The sequence below is a fragment of the Streptomyces xingningensis genome, from assembly GCF_054957865.1.
In genome coordinates, this window is the sequence record NZ_JBDJPF010000015.1 from 35,025 (window position 1) to 60,933 (window position 25,909).

Consider the following 25,909-nt stretch of genomic DNA (forward strand, 5'->3'; position numbering starts at 1 on the left):
CTTCATGGCGCGAGCCTTCGGGGCCAGGGGATCGGCCACCGCTGACGGTGATCCGCATGTCCCCGGGCTCGGCACACTGTGCGAGCCGCCGAACTCGCAAGGGATGATCACCGCGGACCGGACACTCAGGTGAGGCGGTGGCCACCGTCGACGTGCAGCACTGTTCCGGTGATGAATGCGTTCCGCATCACCGACACAAACGCCTGGGCGATGTCGTCGGGAGTGCCGATGCGCCGGGCCGGGAGTCGCTCGGCCAGCTCGGCGAAGGCTGTCTGTTTGTCCATGCCGAGCTGGTCCCAGATGGGGGTGTCCACCCAGCCGGGCGAGATCACGTTCACGCGCACCGGCGCCAGTTCGACCGCCAGCCCGTACGCCAGTGATGCGAGCGCGCCGTTGGCCGCGGCCACGATGGTGTTGGATCCGTTCGGCCGGTAGGCGTTGATGCCCGAGGTGTAGGTGACGGATCCGGTCACATGCCCGGACGCGTACTTGCCGACCAGCCAGGCGCCGAGCAGCTTGGTGTCCACGAGGGCCCGGGCGGTTGCGGTGGCGACGTCGGCGGTATGGCCGTACACCCCGGTCGCGTCCGCGGCGGTGACCGCCACGTGCTCCACTTGTCCTGCCCGGGCGAACAGTTCGGCCACGTCCTGTTCCCGGGCGATGTCCGCACGCACGGTACGGACCCGCCCGTGCAGCTCCGCCCGGGCTGCGGTGAGCCGGTCCGCGGACCGGCCGACGATCGTCACATCCGTACCGTCGGCGAGCAGCGTCCGTGCCAGGGCCAGGCCCATCCCGGAACTGCCGCCAATGATCATTGTGTTGGTCATGGTCCGAGGTTCCGCCGAGCCCCGGAGGGCCGGGAAGGCCGCGCCGTTCCTGGTGGTGATACGGCCACCCGAGGATGGATCATCAGGTGGCACACTCGGTGGCATGAACGCGATGGCGGAGTTCCTCCGGATCCGGCGCGGGCGGATCGGTCCGGCCGATGTCGGCCTGCCCGTCGGCCCGGGCATCAGGCGTACCCCCGGACTGCGCCGCGAGGAGCTGGCCGGGGTGAGCGTGGACTACTACATCCGGATCGAGCAGGGCCGGGAGACCGCGCCCAGTGATGCGGTGCTGGCCGCGCTGGCCCGGGCCCTGCGGCTCACCGACGACGAGCACGCCCACCTGCTCGCCCTCGCCGACCGGGCAGCCGGCCGGACACCGCGCCGCAGGCCCACCAACGCGCAATCGGCCCGGCCCGGGCTGCAGTTGCTGCTGGAGTCGGTCAGGCCCAGCCCGGCGTATGTGCTCAACGAGGTCAACGACGTGCTGGCCGCCAACCCGGAGGGCCTGGCACTGATGCCCGGGCTCGGCGACTGGCCGCCCGGACAGCGCAACACGATCCGGTACACCTTCCTGCACCCGGCCGCCCGGGCGCTCTTCGCCGACTGGGACCGGGTGACCGGCAACTGCGTCGCCCACCTGCACACGGCCGAGCTGACCGCCTCGGAGCGGACTGCCGCGCTGGTCGCCGAACTGTCCGAGGCGAGCGACGAGTTCTCGGCACTGTGGCGTCGGCACGAGGTAAGGGCCAAGCGTGGTGGCGAAACCGCTTTCCGGCACCCGGTGATCGGTCCGCTCACCCTCGCCAACGAAGTACTCGGCACCGCCGACAGCGGCCAACGCATGCTGGTCTACCAGGCCGTGCCCGGCACGGCAGAACACGACTCCCTGGTGCTTCTGGGCATGGCCGCCGAGGGCGTGGGACAGGGCATTCCGCTGTCGGGCAAGTCGCCGTCCGGTGGTCACCAGGTGCCGGACACCCCTTAGAGTGGGACGGTGCCCCCTCTGCCGGAGAACCCGCTGTCAGCGATCAGCGAAGCCGACCGTGACATGGCCGTGCAGCGCTTGCAGGAGGCGTACACCGAAGGGCACATCTCGCACGAGGAGATGGACGAACGCCTCCATCAAGTGCTCACCGCCAAGACGCACGGCGAGCTTGTGCCGGCGCTGTCCTCGCTCCCGGCGGAGAAGGCGGGAGCCACGTCCACGATTGCCGCTGCCAGTGGACGGATCAAGCGGCGCGGCGCATGGCGGGTGCCTCGCACCCTCAAGGTCGAGTCCGCATTCGGAAGGGTGCGCCTGGATCTGTCCCGGGCGCTCATCGAGCATCCGGTAGTCGACATCGAGTTGCAACTCGGCACCGGCAGGGCCGTGATCACGGTGCCTCGCGACGCGATTGTCGATGTCGAGGGTCTGCACACCCAGTGGAAGGACCTGCGCTACAGAACCCGGCGGCGGTCCCGACCCGACGGGCCGGGGCCGACGATCCGGATCTCCGGGACCATGGGGTTCGGACGGTTGAAGATCCGCCACGCACGGCGGTGAGATTCCATCCGGCACGATGAAGAGGCGTCCGTGAAGCTGCCCCAGGGCGATCTATCGGGCGGATGCGGTCGCGGACGCTCGGTCGTTCTCGCCGGTGGGTGGGCGGAGTTGTGCCGCCCACCGTGCCACGGCCTTCGCCGTGGTGGCCGCGTGTTCCTCCAGCATGGTGAAGTGGTCGCCGGTGACGTCCGTGCTCGTGTGGGGAAGCGGCCAGGAGGCGAGGCCCTCGCCGTCGGCCGCGGTCGGGGTCGTCGCCCGTACGAGCAGCGTGGGGACGCCGACCGGCTCGGGCCGCCAGTCGGCGAAGAGGCGGGCATAGGCCGCCATGGCGGTGAGGCGGTGGTCGTCCAGGGTGGCGAAGTCGCCGTCGTGTGCGAATGCGCCGTTCTCCATCAGCGCGTGGGCTCGCTCGGCGTCGGGCTCCGGGGGGGTGTCCAGCAGGGCGACCCCGAGCGGCGGCCCGCCTCGTCGGCTCATGGCCCCGGCGACGGCGTGGGCCACCCAGCCGCCCGCGGAGCGTCCGACGAGCAGCACCGGCCCGCCTTCCACCGTCTTCAGCAGCGTCTCCGCGTGCCATGCGGCCAGGGCCTCGACGGACGCGGGCAACGGCTCGCCCGGCGCGAACCCGGGGTTCGGGAGGGCCACGACGTTCCATGCGGCGCCGAGGCCCGCCGCGAACCGGGCGTACTCGTGCACGCCCGAGAGCGCGCCGATCGACGGCACGCACGCCACCAGCGGGCCGTCGTGCCGGGGGCGCAGCCATACGGGCCGTTGCCCGCGCGCGGGCTCCGAGGGCGTGGTGAAGGTCGGCCGCAGCCGCGCGGCGGCGTCGAGCATTCCCGCGGCGTCGCGCAGCCGGCCCTGCGCGCCCCGGTCCCTGAACAGCTGTGTGATCAGGCCGCCGGGTGCCGCCGGCGCGGTGCCCTCGGCCAGCCGGGCGTGTACATACGAGGCCAGCGACTCCAGGTCGGGGTGGTCGAAGACGAGCGTCGCGGGCAGGCGCAGGCCGAGCGTCCGGTTGAGGCGGCCGCGCAGTTCGATCGCCGTCAGCGAGTCGAAGCCGAGCTCACCGAGGGTGCTGTCGGGGGCGATCGCCTCGGCGGAGGAGTGGCCGAGCACCTCCGCCAGCTGCCCGCGCAGCAGCTCCAGCAGTGCGGTGGCCCGCGCGGCGCCGGACAGTCGCGCGAGGCCGGCCCCGGTGCCGGGGGCGTCGTCCGCGAACGGTTCCTGCCGGATGCTCTGCGGGGGTACCCGAGGCGGGGGTAGCTGAGCCGGAGTCAGGCCGTCGGCCGTCTCCTTCAGCCAGAAGTGCCGGCGCTGGAAGGGGTAGGTGGGAAGGTCGGTGAGGCGCCCGCCCCACAGGGCGAACAGCCGACGCCAGTCCACCGTCGCTCCATGGACGTGCAGCCGGGCCAGGGCCGTCAGGAACGTCTCGCTCTCGGGGCGGCCCGCGCGCAGCGTGGCGGCGAACACCTGCGTCTCGGCGTCCGCGTCCAGGGCGCGCTGGGCCAGCGCGCTGAGCACGCCGTCGGGCCCCGCCTCGCACCAGTGCGTGACCCCCAGTTCGCGTGCGCGCGCCACGGCGGCCGCAAAGCGTACGGGCCGGCGCACCTGCTGCACCCAGTACTCGTGGCCGGCGGCTTCGGCCGGGACGCCGGGCAGCGTGGGTTCCCTCAGCTCCAGCCCGGTCACCACCGTACGGAAGCCGTCCAGCATCGGCTCCGTCAACGGCGAGTGGAAGGCGTGGCTCACGTTCAACCGCTTGGCGCGCACGCCCCGTTCGCGCCAGGTCGCCGCGAGCTCCAGCACGGTCGCCTCGTCTCCGGAGACCACGACGGAGGAAGGGCCGTTGACGGCGGCGAGCCCCACGCGGTCCCGCACCGGCTCCAGTGCCTCCAGGGCCTCTTCCTCGGTGGTTGCCACCGCGACCATTGCGCCGCCCGCGGGCAGTGCCTGCATCAGCCTGCCGCGCGCTGCCACGAGGGTGCACGCGTCCTGGAGGGACAGCACGTCCGCCGCGTGGGCTGCCGCGATCTCGCCGATGGAGTGGCCGAGCACGGCGTCGACGCCGAGGCCGAGCCACCTCAGCAGCCGGTACAGAGAGGTCTCCACCGCGAACAGGGCGACCTGGGCGAAGGCCGTCCTGTTGAGGCGTTCGTCCGCCGGTTCGCCGAACACCACGTCCTTGAGCGGCAGTCCGGTCAGCCGGGCAACCTCGTCGAAGGTCTCGGCGAATACGGGGAACCTGCCGTACAACTCCCTTCCCATGCCGGGCCGTTGGCTGCCCTGGCCGGTGAAGAGCACCGCCGTGCCGCCCGGCGTCGGGGTCCCCCTGATCTCCGTCCCCGCCGGGATCCCCGTTCCCGCGAGCAGCACGGCGCGGTGGTCGAACACCGTCCGGCGGGCGAGGGTGAAGCCCACATCGAGTGGGTCCGGCGCCGGTGTGCGCGCCAGCTGGCTGCGCAGCCGCCCGACCTGGTCCCGTACGGCACCGGCCGTCCGCCCCGAGACGACCCAGGGAACCGGGCCCCCGGCCGCCTCGTCCCGGCTCTCCTCGGCGTCCGCGACGGCTTCCACGATCACATGGGCGTTGGTGCCGCTGATACCGAAGGAGGAGACGGCGGCGCGGCGCGGGCGGCCGGTCTCCGGCCACGTGCGCTCCCGGGTCAGCAGTTCCACGGCACCGGCCGACCAGTCGACGTGCCGTGACGGCTCGTCGGCGTACAGCGTCCGCGGCAGCACACCGTGCCGCATGGCCTGCACCATCTTGATCACACCGCCGACTCCGGCGGCCGCCTGGGTATGGCCGATGTTCGACTTCATCGACCCCAGGTACAGCGGTCGCTCCGCGGGGCGGTCCTGACCGTACGTCGCCAGCAGGGCCTGCGCCTCGATCGGGTCGCCGAGAGCGGTTCCCGTGCCGTGCCCCTCCACCGCGTCCACGTCGCACGCGGACAGGCCCGCGTGGGCGAGGGCCTGCCGGATGAGCCGCTGCTGCGAGGGGCCGCTGGGCGCGGACAGCCCGTTGGAGGCCCCGTCCTGATTCACCGCCGAGCCGCGGACGAGCGCGAGCACGCGGTGGCTCGCGCGGCGCGCGTCCGACAGCCGCTCGACCAGCAGCACCGCCACGCCTTCGGCCCAGCCCGTGCCGTTCGCGCCGGCTCCGAAGGCGCGGCAGCGGCCGTCGGGCGACAGCCCGCGCTGTCGGCTGAACGACAGGAAGGGACGCGGGGTCGCCATGACGGTCACGCCGCCGGCGAGCGCCAGTTCGCATTCGTCCGAGCGCAGCGCGTGCGCGGCCTGGTGCAGCGCCACGAGCGACGACGAGCACGCGGTGTCCACCGTCACCGCGGGGCCCTCGAGACCGAGCGTGTAGGCGATGCGACCGGAGGCCACGCCGCCCGACAGACCGGTCACCAGATAGGGCTCCACGGACGCCGGTACGCGCGAGGCCGCGTAGTCGTGGTGCACCACGCCCGTGAACACCCCCGTACGGCTGCCGCGCAGCCCCGACGGGTCGATCCCGGCCCGTTCGAAGGCCTCCCAGGAGCACTCCAGCAGCAGCCGCTGCTGCGGGTCCGTCACCAGCGCCTCACGCGGGGAGATCCCGAAGAACTCGGCGTCGAACTCGGCCGCGTCGTACAGGAATCCGCCCTTGCGCGCGTACGTAGAACCCGGCGCGTCGGGGTCGGGGTGGTAGATACCGTCGAGGTCCCAGCCCCTGTTGGCGGGGAAGTCCGAGATGGCGTCGCCGCCGTCCAGGGTCAGCTGCCACAGGTCTTCCGGGGAGCGGACGCCGCCGGGGAAGCGGCACGCCATCCCCACGATCGCGAGTGGCTCGCCGGCCGACTCGGCACGGCGCAGCCGGCGGCGCGCCTCGCGCAGCTCCGCGGTGACCTTCCGGAGGTAGTCGAGCAGCTTCTCCTCAGTACTGCCCCGCACGTCAGTTCCCCCTCAACTCGTTGTCGATGAACCCGTCGATGAACGCGAAGAGCTCCTCGGCCGTCGACGATCCGAGGTGGTCGGGGCCCGCCCCCTCCGGATCCTCCGCTTGCCCGGCCGGGGCGGGTTCGAGCCGTGCCGCCAGCGCCCGAAGACGCGTGACGAGCTGCCGTCGCGCCCCGTCGTCGGGGGCGCCGCGCGCCACGCCGGCCTCGAGCCGCGCCAGTGCCCGAAGAGGCGGCAGCTCCGCCTCGGCGCCGTCGCCTCCGGCCCGGCCGTTGGCGTGCGCTTCGCCGGACTCCAGTCGGGACAGCAGGTAACGGCCCATCGCCGTCGACGTCGGATGGTCGAACACGAGGGTCGCGGGCAGGGTGAGACCGGTACGGACGCCGAGACGGCCGCGCAGCTCCACGGCGGTGACGGAGTCGAGGCCGAGCCGCGTCATGCTGTGGTGCGGGTCGATCTCCTCCGGCCCGGCGAACCCGGCCAGGGCGGCGATCTGGGCGCGTACGACGTCCGTCGCGGCAGCTTCCCGTTGGTCCTCCGGCAGGCCGGACAGCTCGGCACGGAACTGCTCGGCCACTGGTTCGTCCTCGAGGGCCGCCGGGCCCGCGCCGTCGGCCGCGGGGCCGGTTCCGGAGGGTGGCGGGGCCGAGCCGAGCCAGTACCGGCGGTGCTCGAAGGGGTAGGTGGGCAGGTCCACCGGGCGGGCCGGGTATCCGGTGAAGAACGCCCGCCAGTCGGGCCCCACACCCCGCACATGTGCCCGCGCGAGGGCGGTGACCAGCGACCGTACCTCGGGCCTGCCCCTGCGCAGCGTCGCGCTGAACGTCGCCTCGGTCTCGGGCACGGACTCCCGGCCCAGCACGGTCAGCACCGCGCCGGGGCCCAGCTCGAGGACGTCGGTGATGCCCTCGGCGACCAGCCCGCGTATCCCGTCGGCGAAGCGGACGGTGTCCCGTATGTGCCGCACCCAGTAGTCGGGGGAACAGAGCCGGGCCGGATCGGCGGGCCGCCCGGTGAGGTTGGAGACCACCGGGAGACGGGGCGGCCGGAACGACAGCCCGGCCGCCACCTCCCGGAACGCGGCCAGCATCGGTTCCATCAGGGGGGAGTGGAACGCGTGGCCGACCCTGAGCCGCTTCGCCTGCCGGCCCCGTGCCCGCAGCAGGGCGGCCACCGCGTCCACGTCGGCCGCCGCCCCCGAAATCACCACGGAGCACGGCCCGTTGACCGCGGCGACACCCACCGGCCCCGCGGCGGCACCCCCCGTCGCGTGTTCGGCGAGCGCGTACTCCACCTCCTCCTCCGGCGCCGCGAGCGCGGCCATGGCGCCGCCGGCCGGGAGCCCGGCCATCAGCCGTCCTCGCGCGGCGACCAGCGCGGCCGCGTCGGCGGCCGACAGCAGACCGGCGGCGTGCGCGGCGGCCAGCTCTCCGACGGAGTGCCCGATGACGGCGTCGGGGAGCAGCTGCCAGGACTCGGTGAGCCGGAACAGCGCCGTCTCCAGGGCGAACAGCGCCGCCTGGGTGAAGTCCGTCCGGTCCAGCAGCGCTGCCTCGGCGGTTCCCTCCGGCGCCCACATGACCTCGCGCAGCGGCTGCTCCAGGTGCCGGTCGAGTTCGGCGCACACCCCGTCGAGCGCCTCGGCGAAGGCGGGGAAGACGCCGTACAGTTCCCGGCCCATTCCCGGGTACTGGCTGCCCTGCCCGGTGAAGGCCAGCGCCAGCCGGCCGCCGCCGCAGGCCCTGGTCCCGCGGACCACCGACCCGGGCCGGGCCGGTCCGGTCCCGTCGTCGGCCATGGCCCGCAGCCCGCCCGCGAACTCCCGCCAGCCGCCCGCGACGACCACCGCACGGTGCTCGAAGGCGGTGCGCGCCGTTGCCGTCGCCACCGCGAGACCGGCGAGCCCCCGGAGCCCGTCGGCCACCAGGTCCGGATCGTCCTCGAGGTGGCGCAGCAGCCGCGCGGCCTGGGACCGCAGGGCCGTTTCCGTACGGGCGGAGAGCAGGACCGGCTGCGCGTCGGCGAGCGGTACCGGGCCCGCCCGCCCGTCGGGTGCCGCACCTTCGGCGGCCGCCGGAGAGGGCGGTTCCTCAAGGACGAGGTGGGCGTTGGTGCCGCTGACGCCGAAGGAGGAGACGGCCGCCCGGCGCGGCCGTCCGGTGCTGGGCCAGGGTATGCGCTCCGGCAGCAGACGGACGGACCCGGCGCTCCAGTCCACGGCCGACGTCGGCCGGTCCACGTGCAGGGTCCTGGGCAGTTCGGCGTGCCGGATGGCCTGGACCGTCTTGATGACGGCGCCGACACCGGCGGCGGCCTGGGCATGGCCGATGTTGGACTTGAACGATCCCAGCAGCAGCGGGTGTCCGGCGGCCCGGTCCCGGCCGTAGGCCGCCAGCAGCGCCTGGGCCTCGATCGGGTCGCCGAGCGTGGTGCCCGTGCCGTGCGCCTCCACGGCGTCCACCTCGTGCGGCTCCAGTCCCGCGTCGGCCAGCGCCTGTCGTATCACGCGCTGCTGGGCAGGTCCGCTGGGCGCGGTCAGGCCGTTGCTGGCGCCGTCCTGGTTGACCGCGCTGCCCCGGACGACGGCGAGGACGGGGTGTCCGCCCCGCCGTGCGTCGGAGAGGCGTTCCAGCACGAGCATGCCGACACCCTCGGCCCAGCCCGTGCCGTCGGCGGCCTCGGCGAACGCCTTGCACCGGCCGTCGGGCGCGAGCCCGCGCTGGCGGCTGAACTCCACGAACGTCGCCGGCGTCGCCATCACCGCGACCCCGCCCGCCAGGGCCAGTGAGCACTCGCCGGCGCGCAGCGCCCGGGCGGCGAGGTGGATCGCGACGAGCGACGACGAGCACGCGGTGTCCACCGTCAGCGCGGGCCCGGCCAGGCCGAGCGTGTAGGCGATGCGGCCGGAGGCGACACCGCCGGAGGTCCCGGTGCCCAGCAGCCGCTCCAGGTCCTCGGGCAGGGGACCGGGGCTCTTCGCGTAGTCGTGGAACATCAGGCCCACATAGGTGGCCGTGTCGGTGTCGCGCAGCGCCCGCGGGTCGATGCGGGCGCGTTCGACCGCCTCCCAGGAGACCTCTAGGAGCAGCCGCTGCTGCGGGTCCATGGCCAGTGCCTCGCGCGGGCTGATGCCGAAGAACGGCGCGTCGAACGCGCCCGCATCCGCGAGGAACCCGCCGGAGTCGGCGTACACGGTGCCGGGCGCGGTGCCGTCGCCGCCCAGCAGCCTGTCGAGGTCCCAGCCCCGGTCCTCGGGGAACGGGCCCACCGCGTCGACACCGTCCGCGACGAGCCGCCACAGGTCCTCGGGCGAGGCGATCCCGCCCGGGTAGCGGCACGCCATGCCGACGATCACGATGGGGTCGTCGCGGCCGGGACGCATGGTGCGCGCGGTGCCCTCCGGCCGGACGGCCGGGGCGGCCTCCGCGCCGCCGAACAGTTCCCTGCCGAGGAACTCGGCGGCCGCCGCCGGGGTGGGGCAGTCGAACGCGAGCGTGACGGGCAGCCTCAGCCCGGTGCGCGCGGTGAGCCGGTCGCGCAGGGCCACGGCGTCGACCGAGGTGAACCCGAGGTCGCCGAAGGCGACTTCGGTGCCGGCCCGGCCCGGTGTCCCCGTGCCGAGCAGCGCCGCCACCTCGTCGCCCACCAGGTCGGCCAGCGCACGGGACCGGGACCTCGCGGGCAGCGCGGACAGGCGCGCCCGCAGACTCTCGGCGGTGGCCCGTGCGCCGTCCTCGGGTTCCGGACCGGAGCCGGCCCGGGGTTCGCGCAGCAAGGTGCGCAGCCTCCCCGCCTCTTCGGACCACAGCGTCCATGGGTTCCTGCGGAAGGCGAGGACGGGCAGCGGCTGTGCCCACCCGGCGTCGAACGCCCGTGCCGCCTCGGGTCCGCCGAGCCCGGCCACCCCCGGCACCGTCCCCCCGCCGGCGTCGGCGAACGGGGCGAACCCGATGAATCCCGCGTGCGGCTCCCGGTGCGCGAGCGCGGCGGCGTAGGCGCCGGCGGCGGCGTCGGCAGGCGAGCCGCCGCCGTCGAACGCACCGTCCAGGGTGCCGCAGAGCGTCACCTGGACGCCCCGGGGGCGGGTCAGCGCCAGCAGGTGAGCCGCCGCCTCCGCGTCGGCGGGGCCGGTCACCGGGTGCACAAGGCGGCTGAGCGGCTGTCCGGCCCCGGCCTCGGCGAGGAGCTCGGCCGCGCCCTGTGCGGTGGCCGGGCCGGGGCCCGGTACGACGGTCACGGCGGCGCCGAGGCGGGTGAGTGCGGCGGCGAGCTCGGTGAGCCGCGCGCTCCCCGCGCCCGCCAGAGCCACGGAGCGGACGCGGTGAGCGGCGACGAGGTGTCCGGCGAGGGCGCTGCCGATCGCCGTGGCGGCACCGGTGACCAGGACCGTGCCCTCCGGCGCCGGCCCGATGACCTCGCCGGCCGCGCGGACCCGTACCAGCCGGGGGACCAGCAGACCGCCCGCGCGGAGCGCGAACTCCCCTTCATCCCCCCCGTCGGGGTCTCCCTCCAGCGGCACCCGCCACGCGGCGGGTTCTGTGTCGCACTCCGCGGCCAAGTCGAGGAGCGCCGTGCCCCGCGTGCCGTGGCCGCGGGCCCGTGCCCAGGCACGCGCCGCCGCGGCGAGCGGCTCCGGTGTCTCCGCGTCGTCGACGGCCACCGCCGACCGGGTGAGGACCAGCAGCCTTTCCGGCAGGCCGGATCCCGCGGAGCCGCCGGGTCCGTGGTGCTCGCCGCTCTCCTCGGGCGGGTAGGCCGCGTCCAGATCGTCCAGGTCGTCGAGCACGGCGGTGAGCGGGACGGCGTCACCGGCCGGGCCCGGCAGCACGAGGGCGAGGCCGGTGAAGGGCCCGGCCGCGCGGACCGCCCGCACATCGGGCAGGTGCCGCACCGAGCCGCCCGCCTCCCGCACCGCCCTGGTGAACTCCGGTGCCTCCCCTCCGACGACCGCCCAGGCCCCGGGCGTCGGCTTTGCCGGCCGCGGTGCCCCGGCCGGGTACGGCACCCACCGCGTCCGTCGCAGGTCCTCGTGGTGGCTGGTGCCGACGGAGCGCAGCCGGGACGGCCACGCGGACAGCCGGTTCCGGCTGACCTTGCCCGCCGCGGTGCGCGGCAGCGCCCCCACCTCGTGCAGTTCGACGGGCACCTTGAAGTAGCCGAGGCGCCGACGGCACTCCGCCATGGCCTCGCCGGGCGACCAGCCGCCCTGCGCCGGGACGACGTAGCCGACCGGGACCTCGCCCAGCGCCTCGTCGGGGCGGCCCGTGACAGCGGCGTCCGCGACGCCGGGAAGTGCACGCAGGACGTCCTCGATCTCGCCGGGGTGGATGTTCTCGCCCGCGCGGATGATCAGTTCCTTGATCCGGCCCGTGATGGTGAGCCGTCCTTCGGCGTCCCGGCGCGCCAGGTCGCCGGTGTGGTAGAAGCCGTCGCGCAGCGCCTGCGCGGTCCGCTCCGCGTCGCGGTGGTAGCCCAGCATCAGGTTCGGCCCGCGCACCAGCACCTCGCCCTCGGTCTCCTGGTCGCCGTCGGGTACGACAAGGCCGGTGCCGGGAGCGACGAGGCGGATCTCGACGCCGGGCACGGCGGTACCGACCGTGCCCGGTACGCCCGGCTCCTGCGGCCGGCCCATCGTGATGGCGCCGCAGGTCTCCGTGCTGCCATAGCTGTTCACCAGGGGCGCGCCGAACGCCGCCGCCACGGCCGTACCCAGTTCGGGGCCGGTGACCGCGCCGGTCACCAGGCAGGCGCGCGGCCGGTGGCCCCCCAGGTCCTGTTGCCGCGAGGCCTCCAGCAGCGCGAAGTACATGGCGGGAACGCCGATCCACAGGGTGAACGGCTCGGCCCGCACCGCCTCCAGCACGTCCTCCGGTCCGAAGCCGGGCAGAATCCTGGCGCGGGCCCCGGTGGCGGTGACGCCCAGCACACAGAGGATGTGCGCGAGGGAGTGGAAGAGCGGGAGCGGCCACAGCAGTTGGTCGTCCGGGCCGAGGCCGAGGACCCCCTGGTAGGCGGAGTGCACCGACCACAGACAGCTCCGCTGGCTGGAGAGCACGCCCTTGGGGAGCCCCGTCGTGCCCGAGGTGTAGAGCATCCAGGCGGGCTCGTCGAGGCCGAGGTCGTCCCGTGGCCCCGACTCCGGCTCCGTCTCGGCCAGTTCCTCGAATGACAGGGCGCCGGGTGCGGTGCCCCGGACGAGCAGGAGGGCGAGACCGGGCCGCTCGGCCCGCAGCCGCTCGGCCCGCTCCAGGCGGATGCCGTCGACGACGAGGAACCGTGCCCCGCTGTCGTCCATCTGGTGAGTCAGCTCGGCGTCGGAGCACTGCGGGTTGACCGGGACGCCGATCCCGGCGGCCCGGGTGACGGCGAGGTAACTCTCCACCGTCTCCACCTGGTTGCCGAGGAAGAAGGCCACCCGGTCGCCGCGCGCCAGCCCGTGCTCGGCGAGGTGTCCCGCGAGCCGGCCGGTCCTCGCCTCCAGCCCGCCGTAGTCGACCTCGCGGGCCGGGTCCGTGTAGGCGATCTTGTCTGGGCGGGTGTTCGCGTGGTGGCGCAGCAGTTCGGAAAGGGGCCGGATATCCTCGACTCGCGTCACTCGCACGCTCCTCGCTGTTTTGGTCTCCGCCCGCCGAGTACCCTCGTGACCCGCTCGGCGAGCACACTCGAGTGAGAACGTAAGAGGCGGCGAGACGCCGCAACAACCCCTAATTTCCCCTGGGTCGGCGCGCGCCCGGCGTCACTTTCTTTTCTGCACAACGGCGTTCAGAGTCCGTGTAGGAAGCGTCGAGTCCCCTTCCCCGAAGCTGACGGGTACCAGGTACGCAGTGCCGCGAGCCGCCCGGCCGGGTGGCATAGGCGGTACGTTCCGATGATCGGGAAGGTCGTTTATGCCGTCCACTCTCGCCGGCGTGGCCAGTGAATTCGATGTCGTCATCATCGGCGGCGGCCCGGCAGGCGCCACCACCGCGGGGCTCCTCGCCAAGCGCGGCCGCCGGGTACTGATTCTCGACCGCGAGCGATTTCCTCGCTATCACGTCGGTGAGTCGCTGATTCCGGTCGTCATGGCTCCCATGGAGGAAATGGGGCTCACCGAGCGGATGGAGGCCCGGGGGTTTGAGCGCAAGTACGGAGGAACGTTCGTCTGGGGAACCGAGCAAGCGGAATGGGATTTCGCCTTCATCGACGGCGGCGACTATCCGTACGCGTATCACACCCGGCGTGCCGACCTGGACGCCCTGATTCTGGACAGGGCCAAGGAGCTCGGGGCCTTCGTCGTCGAGGACGCCACGGTCAAGGAGCCCGTCGAGGAGGGCGGCCGGGTGGCCGGCGTCCGCTTCACCGTGCGCGGCGGCAAGGAGACCTATGAGGTCAGGGCCTCGCTGGTGGTGGACGCCTCCGGCCAGGCCCGGGTGCTCACCCGCCGGTACTCCGACATCACCTGGCACGACAAGCTGCGCAACGTCGCCGTGTGGACATACTTCGACAACTGCGAGCGGCTGCCGGGCGACCAGTACACGAACATTCTCATCGAGGGCATCGAGAACGGCTGGTTCTGGGGAATCCCGCTCGACAAGGGCACGGTGAGCGTCGGCTTTGTCACCCCTGCTTCGGTCGCGGGGAAGAACGACCAGAAGTTGGAACAGCTCTTCACGGACGAGGTCGAGAAGACCACCAAACTCAAGCACATGCTGCGGAACGCGCGACAGTCGGCCGGTTTCCGTAACGCGCGTGACTGGTCGTACACCAACCACACCTTCCACGGAGCGGGTTGGGTGGCGGTCGGTGACGCCGCCGCCTTTGTCGACCCGCTGATTTCCACCGGAGTGGCACTGGCGACCACGGCGGGCAGCATTCTGTCGCGGGTGGTCGACAAAATTCTGCAGCACCCCGGGATCGAGGAGCCCGCGCTCACCCGGTACGCGACCGCTTACCGCACCTTCTTCAACGAGGTGCGTTCGTTCGTGGAGGCCTTCTACGACCGGACGTTGAAGAAGGAGGACTACCACAAGATGGCTCAGCGAATCATCGATCCGGAGGGCAGGAACACTCCGGCGACCGACTTCGTCACGCTCCTGGCCGGGCTGCGCGGAAAGCATCTCGCGCTGAACATCACCGTCGACGACCTCGTCGAAGAAGCCGTTCTTTCCGCACGGGCGCCGGCCGGGACCTGAACTGCCATGGGGAAACGTCAAGCGAAGGAGAAGACGGTGGCAGGCTTGAATTCCGGGACGCCGGCCCGATACGACGTGGCCGTTCTGGGCAGTGGCATGGCGGGCGGCATGCTGGGCGCCGTGCTGGCCCGGAACGGGGTGAAGGTGCTGATCCTGGACGCGGGAACACACCCCCGCTTCGCGGTCGGTGAGTCCACCATTCCCTACACATCGGGAATGGCCCGGCTCATCGCCAAGCGGTACGACGTCCCCGAGTTGAAGGCGCTGTCGAACTACCAGGGGACCATTGCGGAGATCTCCCCCAACTGCGGCCAGAAGCAGAACTTCGGCTTCGTCTACCACCGGGAGGGGAAGCCGCAGAACCCCCAGGAGATCAACCAGCTTGTGGTGCCGGTCGAGTTACGGACCGAGACCCACCTGTTCCGCCAGGACGTCGACGCGTACCTGTTCCACCTCGCGGTCCGCCATGGGGCCGACTCCCGGCTCGCGACCCGCGTCACCGACATCGATATCGACCCGGACGACGGCGCGGTGCTGCACACCGAGCACGGCGAGGAGATCCGCGCCGACTATGTGGTGGACGGCAGCGGTTTCCGCTCGCCGCTCGCCGAGAAGTTCGAGCTGCGCGAGACGCCGACCCGGGCGAGGACCCACTCGCGCTGCCTGTTCACCCACATGATAGGGGTGCGTCCCTTCGACGACTCGCCCACCGCACAGCCGCACGACCAGCCCAACCCCTGGCATCACGGCACGTTGCACCATGTCTTCGACGGCGGCTGGCTATGGGTCATCCCCTTCGACAACCACGACGCGGCGCGCAACCCGCTGTGCAGCGTGGGTCTGACGCTCGACCCGCGCAGGTACCCGAAGGACGCCACACCCCCGGAGAAGGAGTTCGCCGATTTCCTGAAGCGGTTCCCCGAGATCGCCTGGCAGTTCGAGGAAGCCAAGGCCGTACGCCCGTGGGTCTCCACCGGAAGGCTGCAGTATTCGGCGAAGACGGTCGTCGGTGAACGGTACTGCCTCACCTCCCACGCCGCCGGCTTCATCGACGCGCTCTACTCACGCGGCCTCGCCAACACTCTGGAACTGGTCAACGCGCTCGGTTGGCGGCTGATCGCGGCGTCCCGGGACGGCGACTGGTCGATGGAGCGGTTCGGCCATGTGGAGGCGCTGCACCAGGGGCTGTTCGACTTCCACGACGACCTCGTCTACAGCTCGTTCGTCGGCTTCGGTCACTACGAACTGTGGAACGCCGTCAACCGCACCTGGATGCTCGGCACGATGAGCGGCAACATGATGGTCGAGGACGCCTACTACCGGTACAGCCGAAGCGGCGACCCCGATGTCTTCCTGGAGGCCGAGCGCTCAGGCCACCCGGGATCCCCGTTGCCGATCAGCGAGACGTTCGTCCACATGGGCAAGCTGACCCGCGAGCTCTGCGAGTCGGTCGAGCAGGGAACGGTCGCCCCGGGCGACGCGGCGCGGCGCATCCACGACTACATCCGGAAGGAAGTGGACTTCATCGCGCACGCCGACAGGTTCGGCGCCCCCGGGAACCGCTGCTTCAACATGACGCGGGAGCGCATGGAAGCGGCCGTGGAGTGGTCCAGGACGACGGCCCCACCGGAGATCGGCCGCCGCATGATCAACGCCGGCCGGGGGATGGAGCTCGCCAAAGAAGCCGAGGGCGGCACCGCCACAGCGGCCGACTACTGATCCCCGGCCCCGCCACGTCCGGTCGAGCAAGTGAGGATCCATGTCGCACCAGTGGTACGAAGCAGATCTGCGCCGCCTGATGGCCGCGTTTCCCACCGGCGTGTCCGTCGTGACCGCCACCACCCGGGACGGCGTCCCCTGGGGGATGACCTGTACCTCACTGTGCAGCGTCGCCCTCCGGCCCCCGACGCTCCTGGTCGGCCTGCGCAACCGGAGCCGCACGCTCGAGGCGGTGCTGGACGCGGGGGCGCTGTCGGTCAACCTGCTGCACCAGCACGCGCGGTCCACGGCCGAGCTGTTCGCGTCCGGCGACGCCGACCGCTTCGACCGCGTCGCGTGGACCGGGTCACCGCTCGGCGGCCCGCACTTGACCGAGGCGGCGCACACCATCGCGGACTGCACCGTCACGGACGACCGGACCGTCGGTGACCACGTGGTGGTGATGGCCGAAGTGTCCATGGTGACCGGCCTCCGCTCACCGGTTCCGCTCCTGTACGGCATGCGCCGCTACGGATCGTGGGCGGAGGACGAGGCGAACGCCCTGCTCTCCTACGACTTCATCTCGTAGCGCCGCGTGGAAGTGGCGCCTCGTGGAAAGCGCCGTGGAACGCCCACCGCATCCGGCAACGCACCAGGAGGTAGCACGTGACACCGCCCAGTTCTGACGATCACGACGTTGTCGTCGTAGGCGGCGGCCCGGCAGGGAGCACAGCGGCGACCTTGGTGGCCAAGGCCGGACACCGCGTCCTGCTGCTGGAGAAGGAGGTCTTCCCGAGGTACCAGATCGGCGAGTCGCTGCTGCCCGGCACGGTCCACGGAGTGTGCCGACTGCTGGACGTCACCGAGGAGTTGCGGAACGCCTCCTTCATGCCGAAGCACGGCGGGACCTTCCTGTGGGGGGCGAACCCCGGGCCGTGGAGCTTCTCCTTCGGCTTCTCGCCGATGCTGACCGAACGCAACTCCGCCGCCTTCCAGGTGGAACGCGCCCGGTTCGACGAGATCCTGCTGCGCAACGCCGCCAAGCACGGTGTCGAGGTGCGCGAGGGCACGCCCGTCTCGGGACTCATCGAGGAAGCCGGCCGGATCGCCGGCGTCCGCCACCGGACTGCCGACGGCACCGTGCGCGAGGCCAGGGCCCGCTTTGTCGTCGACGCCTCGGGCAACCGCAGCTCCCTCTACCGGGGCGTGGGCGAACGCCGCTACTCACGGTTCTTCCAAAACCTGGCGCTCTTCGGCTACTTCGAGGGCGGCAAGCGGATGCCGGGAAACGCCCGGGGCAACATCCTGTGCGTCGCGTTCGACGAGGGATGGTTCTGGTACATCCCGCTGACGGACACGCTCACCAGCGTCGGTGCCGTGGTGCGCCGGGAGCACGTCACCACCGTCCAGGCCGATCCGGAGGCCGCCTACCGGCGGTTCATCGACCGCTGCCCGATGATCGGCGAATACCTGGAGGACGCCGAGCGCGTCACCGACGGCATGTATGGCGCCCTGCGGGTCCGCAAGGACTACTCGTACAGCATGGACTCCTTCTGGCGTCCCGGGCTCGCGCTGGCCGGTGACGCCGCCTGCTTTGTGGACCCGGTCTTCTCCACCGGCGTCCACCTCGCCACCTACTCGGGCCTGTTGGCGGCGCGCTCCGTCAACAGCGCCCTGGCGGGGATGGACGAGAGGCGCGCCTTCACGGAGTTCGACAACCGCTACCGGCGCGAGTACCGCGTCTTCTACGAATTCCTCACCGCCTTCTACGACATGGCGGCTCATGAGGACTCGTACTTCTGGCAGGCCAAGAAGATCACGAAGATCGACGGCACCGAGCTGGAGGCGTTCGCCTCCCTCGTCGGCGGTACGACGGCCGAGGCGAGCCTGCTGCTCGGCGACGCCTCCGGACAGCTCGACGGGGCCGTGGGCAGCGGCGCGGCCCGGGGGCTGAGCGGTGATCAGGTGGGAGCGGCGCTCTTCGGCACCCCGGTGATCGGCGAGGCGCGGCGCTCCATGCGGCAGATCCAGATGTCCCTGGAACAGCCCGCGCGGAACGGCACCCCCGGGGAGCCGATCACCACCGACGGCCTGGTTCCCTCCGCGGACCATCTGCACTGGGCGGAGCCCGACGCGCCGGCGGACCGGTGTTGAGCGGCGGCATCGCCCCCGAGCGGGACCGGCTCGCGGACGTCGCCCTGGTGACGGGGGCCGCGGGCGGGATCGGTGCCGCCGTCGTACGGGCGCTGGCCGCGCGGGGCGTCGCCGTCGGCGCCGCCGACCTCGACAAGGCCGGGCTCGACACGATGGCGGCACCGATCATCGAAGGGGGCGGCCGGGTGCTGCCGCTGCCGACCGACGTCCGTGCGGCGGCCGAGTCGGATCGGGCGGTGCGCCGGGCCGAACGGGAACTCGGCCCCGTCGGGCTGCTGGTGAACGTCGCCGGCGTCCTGCGCCCGGGACCGGTCGTCGGGCTGAGCGAGGCGGACTGGGCCGAGACCTTCGCGGTGAACACCTCAGGGGTGTTCCACATGTCGCGCGCGGCGGTGCGCGTCATGATTCCGCGCCGCTCAGGAGCCGTCGTCACCGTCGCCTCCAACGCGGCCGGGGTGCCCCGCGCGGGCCTGGCGGCCTATGCGGCGTCCAAGGCGGCGGCGTCGATGTTCACCAAGTGCCTGGGCCTCGAAGTGGCCCGGCACGGCATCCGGTGCAACACCGTCGCACCCGGCTCGACGGACACCGCCATGCAGCGGGTCCTGTGGGCGGGACAGGGCCGGGCGCCGGGGCCCGAAGCGGCCGTCGAAGGCGACCAGGAGAGCTTCCGTACCGGCATTCCCCTGGGCCGGATCGCCGATCCCGCCGACATCGCCGACGCCGTGGTGTTCCTCTCCTCCGACCGCGCACGGCACATCACCATGCACGACCTGTACGTCGACGGAGGCGCGACCCTGCGGGCCTGAGGCCCGCCCCTAGGAAAAGCAAAGCGGTGAAGAGAGATGACACAGAACAAGCTGCGTGTGGTGCTGGTGCAACAGGGTGTATGGGACATGCCTCTTGAATCGATGCCGCTGGCCTCGGGCTATCTCAAGGCGATGATCCTGGAGGACAAGGAGCTGTCCGCGCGGGTCTCGGTGGACATCTGCAACTTCCGGGGCGGGCTGACCCATGCGGAGATGGCCTACACGCTCTTCGACGGAGATATACCCGACGTACTGGCGTTCTCCGTCCTCGGATGGAGCATGCGAGCCTTCGGCTCGCTCGCCGCCGCGTACAAGGCACTCAACCCGCAGGGGCTCGTGGTCTTCGGCGGCACCCACGTCAGCGGCCAGGCGGAGCGCGTCCGCGCCCTCCACCCCGAGGTGGACGTCGTGGTCAACGGAGAGGGCGAGATCACCTTCCGCGAGCTGGTCCGGGCCCGGGCCGACCACGGACGGGACGCCGACCTCAGCGGCATCCCGGGCATCTCCTGGCATGCTCAGGACGGCACCCTCATCACCAACGAGGACCGGGCACGCATCGAGGATCTCGACAGCATCCCCTCGCCGTTCCTCACCGGCGCCATCGACCTCCTCGACGAGAACGGCACGTTCCGCTACGACGTCGCGCTCATCGAGACCAACCGGGGCTGTCCCTACAAGTGTGCGTTCTGCTACTGGGGAGGCGCCGTGGGCCAGCGCGTCCGGGCCTTCTCCCGGGAACGCCTGCGGACCGAGCTGGAGCTCTTCGCCAAGCTCGGCGTGCACACCATCGTCGGCTGCGACGCCAACTTCGGGATGCTGCCCATCGACCTGGAGCTGGTCGAGGACCTGATCGAGATCAAGAAGGAGTACGGCTATCCCCGTGCTTTCGAGACCTCCTGGGCGAAGAACAAGTCGAAGGTGTTCTTCGACATCGTGAAGCTGATGCGGGACGCGGGCATGCGCAGCTCCTTCACGCTCGCGCTGCAGACCCTGAGCGCGGACGCGCTGGAGAGCATGAACCGCCGCAATATGAAGGTGAACGCCTGGCGAGACCTGGTCCAGTGGCTCAACGAGCACGGCATGGACATCTACGCCGAGCTGATCTGGGGCGCGCCGGGGGAGACGGTCGAGTCCTTCATCGAGGGCTATGACGAGCTGTCGAAGCACGTCTCCCGGATCGCCGTGTACCCGATCATCCTGCTGCCCAACACCGAGTACTCCGAGCAGCGGGAACTGCACGGCATGGTGGCGCTGCGCGGTGACCACGACGACTTTGAATACGTGCTGGCCCACCGCACCATGACCTTCGCCGAGAACCGCGCCATGCAGCGGTTCCTGTTCTGGGCCCGGGTGATCGCCGAGAACGCCGTGCTGCGGCACTCCTGGGTGGCGCTGCGCGAGCTGGCGGGCTGGAAGCAGTCCGAGGTCCTCGACAACCTTGCCGACTGGGTGGACGCCGGCACCGACGACGACGCCGAGCCCCTGCGGACGGCCGTGGCCCGCGCCCACGGCGGCGGCACGGCGCCGTACGGCCCCCTCCTCGGCTATCTGTTCACGGAGGCCGCGGGCAAGCAGGTGCTGCAGCGGTGGTGGGAGGAGTCGGTGAGCCCGCGGCTGCCCGCCGAGCACCGGGCGCTGCTGGCCGACGTGTTCCGCTACGACCTGCTCACCCAGCCGGCCACTCCGCCGGTCAGCCGGCCGGACACCTGGCCCGTCGGCCTGGACGGGAAACCGCTGGAGTCGGTGACCGTGGACGGCGAGACGTACTACCGGTGCCCGGGCGTGGCGTTCGGCTACGACGTGCCGGGAATCCTCGCCGGCCTGCGGGCCGAACAGGACCCCGCCCTCGACCCCGCTCCCACGGAACTCGACGTCTACTACCGGACCGGTGCCGAGAGCACCGTGGGCTCCACCAACCACGAGGAGATCGTGCACTTCATGGGCGAAGCCGTCCCGGCCGGCGCCCCCTTCACCCCGTTCAGGCCGGCCGACGGCGCGCACCGGCTGGCCGGCCACTAGTCCGTGTCCAGAAGGTCTGTAGAACGACCGGTCGAAAATCGTTGCCGACCAGGTGCCCCCCGATCCACAGGAGCCGGAAGAGAGAGAACCATGAAGGAGCCCGAGCGCCCTGTGTGGCCGGATGAGACAGCGGAGCGGTACCGCCGTGACGGCTACTGGACCAACGACACGTTCGGCGCGGTCCTGCGAGCCGGAGCCGAAACGCACCCGGACCGGGTCGCCGTGGTCAGCCGGAGGAGGGTCCTGACCTACGGGGCCCTCGACCGCCGCGCCGACCGGTTGGGTGCGGCACTGGCCGGACTCGGGCTCCGGCCGGGCGACCGGGTGCTCGTCCAGCTGCCCAACGAGGCGGAGCTGGTCGAGGTGCTGTTCGCGCTCTTCCGGCTCGGCGCCGTCCCCGTGCTGGTGCTGCCCCCGCTGCGCAGGGGCGAGATCGGCCGGCTCGGCAGGATCAGTGGCGCCACCGGGTACGTCCTGGCCGCGGTGGACGGGCCGGACGACCCGCTCGCACTGGCCCGCGAGGTCCGCGACGCGGTGCCGACGCTGCGTCACATCGTGGTGGCCGGAGCAGGTGGCGAGGCCGGCGCGCACATCCCGCTGGGCGAGCTGGACGAGGATCCGGCGGACCTCCCGCGGCCGGGGGCCGGCGACCTCGCGCTGCTGCACATGGCCGGAGGCAGGACGGCCGAACCGAAGCTGATACCCCGGACCCACGCCGACTACCTGTGCACGACCCGTCTGTGCCGGGCCCGCGTCGGCTTCGGCGAGAGCGGCGTGTACCTGGCGGCGCTGCCCGCCGTGCACAACTTCCCGCTGGCCTCTCCCGGCGTGCTGGGCGCGCTGGACGCCGGAGGCAGGGCGGTACTGGCCTCCTTGCCCACCCCGGACGTGGTGTTCCCGCTGATCGAGGCCGAGCGTGTCACGCACACCGCGCTCGTGCCGCCGCTGGCCCGCATCTGGATCGGCAACGCCTCGGCCGGCACCCGGCATGACCTGTCCAGCCTGCGCGTCCTTCAGGTCGGCGGCGCCAAGTGCGGCCCGGAGCTGGCCCGCAGGGTGAAGCCCGTGCTGGGCTGCACCCTGGTGCAGTCCTTCGGAATGGCGGAAGGGATCATCCATCTCACCGGCCTCGACGACGCGGACGAGGTGATCGAGGAGACCCAGGGCCGCCCCCTCTGCGCGGCCGACGAGGTCCGCGTCGTCGGCCCGGACGGCCGCGACGTGCCGGACGGCGAGCCGGGAGAGCTCCTCGCGCGCGGCCCGTACACCATCCGCGGCTACTACCGGGCGGGCGCGTACAACGCGTCCGCCTTCACCCCCGACGGCTACTACCGCACGGGAGACCTGGTCAGGCGCCGCGCCGACGGCAACGTCGTCGTGGTGGGGCGCGTCAAGGACCAGATCAACCGAGGTGGCGAGAAGGTCGCGGCCCCCGAGATAGAGGCCCAGCTGCTGGCCCACCCCCAGGTGCGCGAGACCGCTGTCGTCGCGCAGCCCGACGCCTATCTCGGGGAGCGGATCCGCGCCTTCGTGGTGCCGGACGGAGAGCCGCCGGGCACCCGTGACCTGCTCGCGTTCTTCCGGACGCGCGGGCTGGCCGCCTACAAGACCCCCGACCGGATCGAGTTCGTCTCCGAGCTGCCGCGCACGAGCACCGGGGAGATCGACAAGAACGAGCTGCGCGCCGATGCGATGGCACAGGAGGGCAAACGTGACACCGTCAAGCTCTGAACAGTACGACGTCGTCGTCGTGGGCGGTGGCCCCGGCGGCAGCACGGCGGCGACGCTCGTGGCGAAGGCAGGGCACCGGGCGCTGCTGCTGGAGAAGGAGGTGTTCCCCAGGTTCCAGATCGGTGAGTCGCTGCTGCCCGCGACCATCCACGGGGTGTGCCGCCTGCTGGGTGTCCTTCCGGAGATCGAGAAGGCGGGGTTCATGCCCAAGCGGGGCGGCACGTTCCGCTGGGGCGCCAGCCCGGAGCCGTGGAACTTCCTGTTCGCCTACTCGCCCCTGCTGCGCGGCGAGACCTCGGAGGCGTACCAGGTGGAGCGGATGAAGTTCGACGAGATCCTGCTGCGCAACGCCGCCCGGCAGGGTGCCGAGGTGCGGGAGGGCGTGACCGTCTCCGAAGTCGTCGAGGAGGGCGGCCGGGTCGTCGGCGTCCGCTGCACCGGATCCGACGGGCGGCCTCGCGAGGTCAGGGCGCGCCATGTGGTGGACGCCTCCGGCAGCCACGGGAGCCTTTACCGCACGGTGGGTGAGCGGCACTACTCGCGGTTCTTCCGGAACCTGGCGCTCTTCGGCTACTTCGAGGGCGGCCGGCGGCTCCCCGGGCCCGACCGCGGCAACATCCTGTGCTGCGACTTCGACGAGGGATGGTTCTGGTACATCCCGCTGTCGGACACGCTCACCAGTGTCGGCGCCGTGGTGCGCCGGGAGTTCGCCAAGACCATCCAGGCGGACCCGGAGGCGGCATACCGGCGGTTCATCGACCGATGTCCGATGATCCGTGACCATCTCACGGACGCGGCGCGGGTCACCGAGGGGACCTACGGCCAACTGCGGGTGCGCAAGGACTACTCGTACACCATGGACTCCTTCTGGACCCCGGGCCTGGCGCTGGTGGGGGACGCGGCCTGCTTTGTGGACCCGGTCTTCTCCACCGGAGTGCACCTGGCCACCTACTCCGGGCTGCTGGCGGCCCGGTCGGTCAACAGCGTGCTGGCGGGCATGGACGAGGAGCGCGCCTTCACCGAGTTCGACAACCGCTACCGGCGCGAATACCGCGTCTTCTACGAATTCCTGGTCGCCTTCTACGACATGCAGGCTCACGAGGACTCCTACTACTGGCAGGCGAAGCGGATCGCCGACATCGACGGCACCGAGCTGGAGGCCTTCGCGTCTCTGGTCGGCGGCACCACGGCCGAGGCCGATCTGCTGCTCAACGGCGCCTCCCGGCAGCTCAGCGAGGCAGTGGCCCGCACCGGCCCCGCCCGGACCGAGAGCGGTGAACGGATGGGGGAACTGTTCGGCACCCCGGTCGTCACCGAGGTCATGCGCGAGATGAACCAGATGCAGGCGGGCATGCTCGGCAACCCGCAGAAGCAGCCGCCGCTCACCCCCGGTGGCCTGGTGCCCTCGCCCGACCACCTGCACTGGATCGATTCCCCCGCCGCCTCCGCGCGCAGGATCGCCTTCGTCGGCCGAGGGGAGGGCTGAACCATGACCGCCGAACCCGGCGGGCTGCCCGCCGACCGTCTGCGCGCGGACATCGCACAGCTGCTGGACGTGGCGCCGCAGGAGATCGCGGACGACGACGACCTCACCGACCACGGCCTGGACTCGGTGCGGATGATGAGCCTCGCCAACGAGTGGAACCTCGGCGAACGCGGGCTCTCCTTCGCGCAGTTGGTGGCCGAGCCGACGATCGCGGCCTGGGCGGCCGCGCTGGCGGTGCACCCGGGCGGTGGCTCCGCGGGAACCACCGCGAAACGCTAGGTCCGAAGAGCGAAGGGGATTGCCGTGGGTCTGCTGAACCTCGGCGCGCAGCAGCCGGTCACCACCGACATGCTGATCGATGCCTACACACCGGGAGCGGCGTTCTTCGCCTCTCAGCGGGGCACGGTGTTCGCGGAGTCGGTGACACCGGTGCGCGCCGGCGGCGGCCTGTCACCGACGGCCGGCGCCCGGTCGGCCCTGCTCGCCGCGGGAGCCGCCGGGTACGAGCGGCCGGTCGTCATCGGGGTGCTGCCGTACCAGGGTGCGGCCGGGCCGCGGTTGTCCCTCGCCCCCTCCCCGCTGCGCGTCGTCTACACCCACGAGCAGCCGCGTTCGGGGCGGCCGCCGGTGGGGGCACCCCTGCGGGTCACCCCCTGGCCGGGACGCGCCGCATACGCCCGCGCGGTCGCCTGCGCCGTCGGCAGGATCGGCGCGGGGGAACTGGAGAAGGTGGTTCTGGCGCGGACCCTGTGCCTCGACTACGCCGACCCCGTCCCGGTCGGTCCGCTGCTGCGCAGACTGGCGCACGGCAACACCCACGGCTACACCTTCGCCGTCGGGAGCCCGGCCCGCGACGCCGACGGCGCCGTGCCTGCCGGGCCCGTCACGCTCATCGGCGCCAGCCCCGAACTGCTGGTCGCCAAGTCCGGGGAGACGGTGACCTCATGGCCGCTGGCCGGTTCCGCGCCCCGCAGCCGGGACCCCGAGGAGGACCGGGTGCGCGCGGTCTCCCTGCTGGCCTCCGACAAGGACCTGCGGGAGCACGCCTTCGTCGTCCGGGCCGTGGCCGACGGGCTGCGCCCGTACTGCAAGGTGCTCACCGTGCCCGACCGGCCGGTGCTCACTGCGACCCCGGCCCTGTGGCACCTCGGCTCGCACATCGTCGGCGAACTGCGGGACAGCCGCGTCTCCTCGCTGGAACTCGCCACGGCACTGCATCCCACGCCGGCCGTGTGCGGCACCCCGACGGGGCGGGCCAGGGACGCCATAGCCGAACTGGAGCAGTTCGACCGCGGTGCCTACGCCGGCGCCGTGGGCTGGTGCGACGCGAACGGCGACGGCGAGTGGGCCGTTGCCATCCGGTGCGCCGAGGTCGGCGCACGCTCGGTCCGGCTGTTCGCCGGCGCGGGCATCGTGGCGGGTTCCTCGCCCCGCGCCGAAGTACGGGAAACAGCAGCCAAGTTCCGCACCATGCTGGCCGCACTGGGGGACGAGACGGCTGCCTCGGCCCGGCCGTGGGTGTGAGA

Annotated in this window: 14 protein-coding genes and 1 pseudogene; 12 read left to right on the plus strand and 3 right to left on the minus strand. The window is 72.2% G+C overall.

Annotated elements, in window-relative coordinates; all coding sequences use genetic code 11:
• Positions 1-125: 125 nt before the first annotated feature.
• A complete protein-coding gene (locus ABCR83_RS10695; protein ID WP_462694654.1) occupies positions 126-827 on the minus strand; it encodes an SDR family oxidoreductase in 702 nt (233 codons plus the stop codon).
• A gap of 103 nt (positions 828-930) precedes the next feature.
• Between ABCR83_RS10695 and ABCR83_RS10700 the strand changes: the two genes are divergently transcribed.
• Positions 931-1,812, plus strand: a complete 882-nt coding sequence (locus ABCR83_RS10700) for an MmyB family transcriptional regulator (RefSeq protein WP_462694655.1) — start codon at positions 931-933, stop codon at positions 1,810-1,812.
• 9 nt (positions 1,813-1,821) lie between these two features.
• On the plus strand, positions 1,822-2,370 hold the full coding sequence (locus ABCR83_RS10705; protein WP_462694656.1) for a DUF1707 SHOCT-like domain-containing protein: 549 nt from the start codon (positions 1,822-1,824) through the stop codon (positions 2,368-2,370).
• Between the two features lie 51 nt (positions 2,371-2,421).
• On the opposite strand, the pseudogene ABCR83_RS10710 reads toward ABCR83_RS10705, so the two are convergent.
• Together ABCR83_RS10710 and ABCR83_RS10715 are read right to left on the minus strand one after the other, a co-directional pair.
• Positions 2,422-6,288, minus strand: a pseudogene (locus ABCR83_RS10710) (type I polyketide synthase); the annotation flags it as partial.
• A 25-nt stretch (positions 6,289-6,313) separates the two neighbouring features.
• Complete coding sequence (locus ABCR83_RS10715) at positions 6,314-12,913, minus strand: beta-ketoacyl synthase N-terminal-like domain-containing protein (protein WP_462694657.1); 6,600 nt, start codon at positions 12,911-12,913, stop codon at positions 6,314-6,316.
• Positions 12,914-13,226: 313 nt separating this feature from the next.
• Here ABCR83_RS10715 and ABCR83_RS10720 point away from each other — a divergent pair, with 313 nt between their 5' ends.
• The 10 genes from ABCR83_RS10720 to ABCR83_RS10765 all read left to right on the plus strand — a co-directional run bounded on the left by ABCR83_RS10720 (position 13,227) and on the right by ABCR83_RS10765 (position 25,907).
• Complete coding sequence (locus ABCR83_RS10720) at positions 13,227-14,489, plus strand: NAD(P)/FAD-dependent oxidoreductase (protein ID WP_462694658.1); 1,263 nt, start codon at positions 13,227-13,229, stop codon at positions 14,487-14,489.
• A 36-nt stretch (positions 14,490-14,525) separates the two neighbouring features.
• Complete coding sequence (locus tag ABCR83_RS10725; RefSeq protein WP_462694659.1) at positions 14,526-16,208, plus strand: NAD(P)/FAD-dependent oxidoreductase; 1,683 nt, start codon at positions 14,526-14,528, stop codon at positions 16,206-16,208.
• Between the two features lie 40 nt (positions 16,209-16,248).
• Complete coding sequence (locus tag ABCR83_RS10730) at positions 16,249-16,776, plus strand: flavin reductase family protein (RefSeq protein WP_462694660.1); 528 nt, start codon at positions 16,249-16,251, stop codon at positions 16,774-16,776.
• A 77-nt stretch (positions 16,777-16,853) separates the two neighbouring features.
• Complete coding sequence (locus ABCR83_RS10735) at positions 16,854-18,341, plus strand: FAD-dependent oxidoreductase (RefSeq protein WP_462694661.1); 1,488 nt, start codon at positions 16,854-16,856, stop codon at positions 18,339-18,341.
• The gene (locus tag ABCR83_RS10740) at positions 18,338-19,147 is read left to right on the plus strand and encodes a 2,3-dihydro-2,3-dihydroxybenzoate dehydrogenase (RefSeq protein WP_462694662.1); all 810 of its coding nucleotides are present in this window, start codon (positions 18,338-18,340) and stop codon (positions 19,145-19,147) included. Before ABCR83_RS10735 ends, ABCR83_RS10740 begins: the two co-directional genes overlap by 4 nt.
• A gap of 36 nt (positions 19,148-19,183) precedes the next feature.
• Entirely contained in the window at positions 19,184-21,166 is a 1,983-nt protein-coding gene (locus ABCR83_RS10745) for a KedN5 family methylcobalamin-dependent radical SAM C-methyltransferase (RefSeq protein ID WP_462694663.1), read from the plus strand.
• Between the two features lie 90 nt (positions 21,167-21,256).
• Complete coding sequence (locus tag ABCR83_RS10750; RefSeq protein WP_462694664.1) at positions 21,257-22,897, plus strand: (2,3-dihydroxybenzoyl)adenylate synthase; 1,641 nt, start codon at positions 21,257-21,259, stop codon at positions 22,895-22,897.
• Complete coding sequence (locus ABCR83_RS10755) at positions 22,878-24,383, plus strand: tryptophan 7-halogenase (protein WP_462694665.1); 1,506 nt, start codon at positions 22,878-22,880, stop codon at positions 24,381-24,383. The genes ABCR83_RS10750 and ABCR83_RS10755 overlap by 20 nt, the downstream gene beginning before the upstream one ends.
• A gap of 3 nt (positions 24,384-24,386) precedes the next feature.
• Complete coding sequence (locus tag ABCR83_RS10760; RefSeq protein ID WP_462694666.1) at positions 24,387-24,662, plus strand: phosphopantetheine-binding protein; 276 nt, start codon at positions 24,387-24,389, stop codon at positions 24,660-24,662.
• 24 nt (positions 24,663-24,686) lie between these two features.
• The gene (locus ABCR83_RS10765) at positions 24,687-25,907 is read left to right on the plus strand and encodes an isochorismate synthase (RefSeq protein ID WP_462694667.1); all 1,221 of its coding nucleotides are present in this window, start codon (positions 24,687-24,689) and stop codon (positions 25,905-25,907) included.
• The last annotated feature ends 2 nt before the right edge of the window (positions 25,908-25,909 follow it).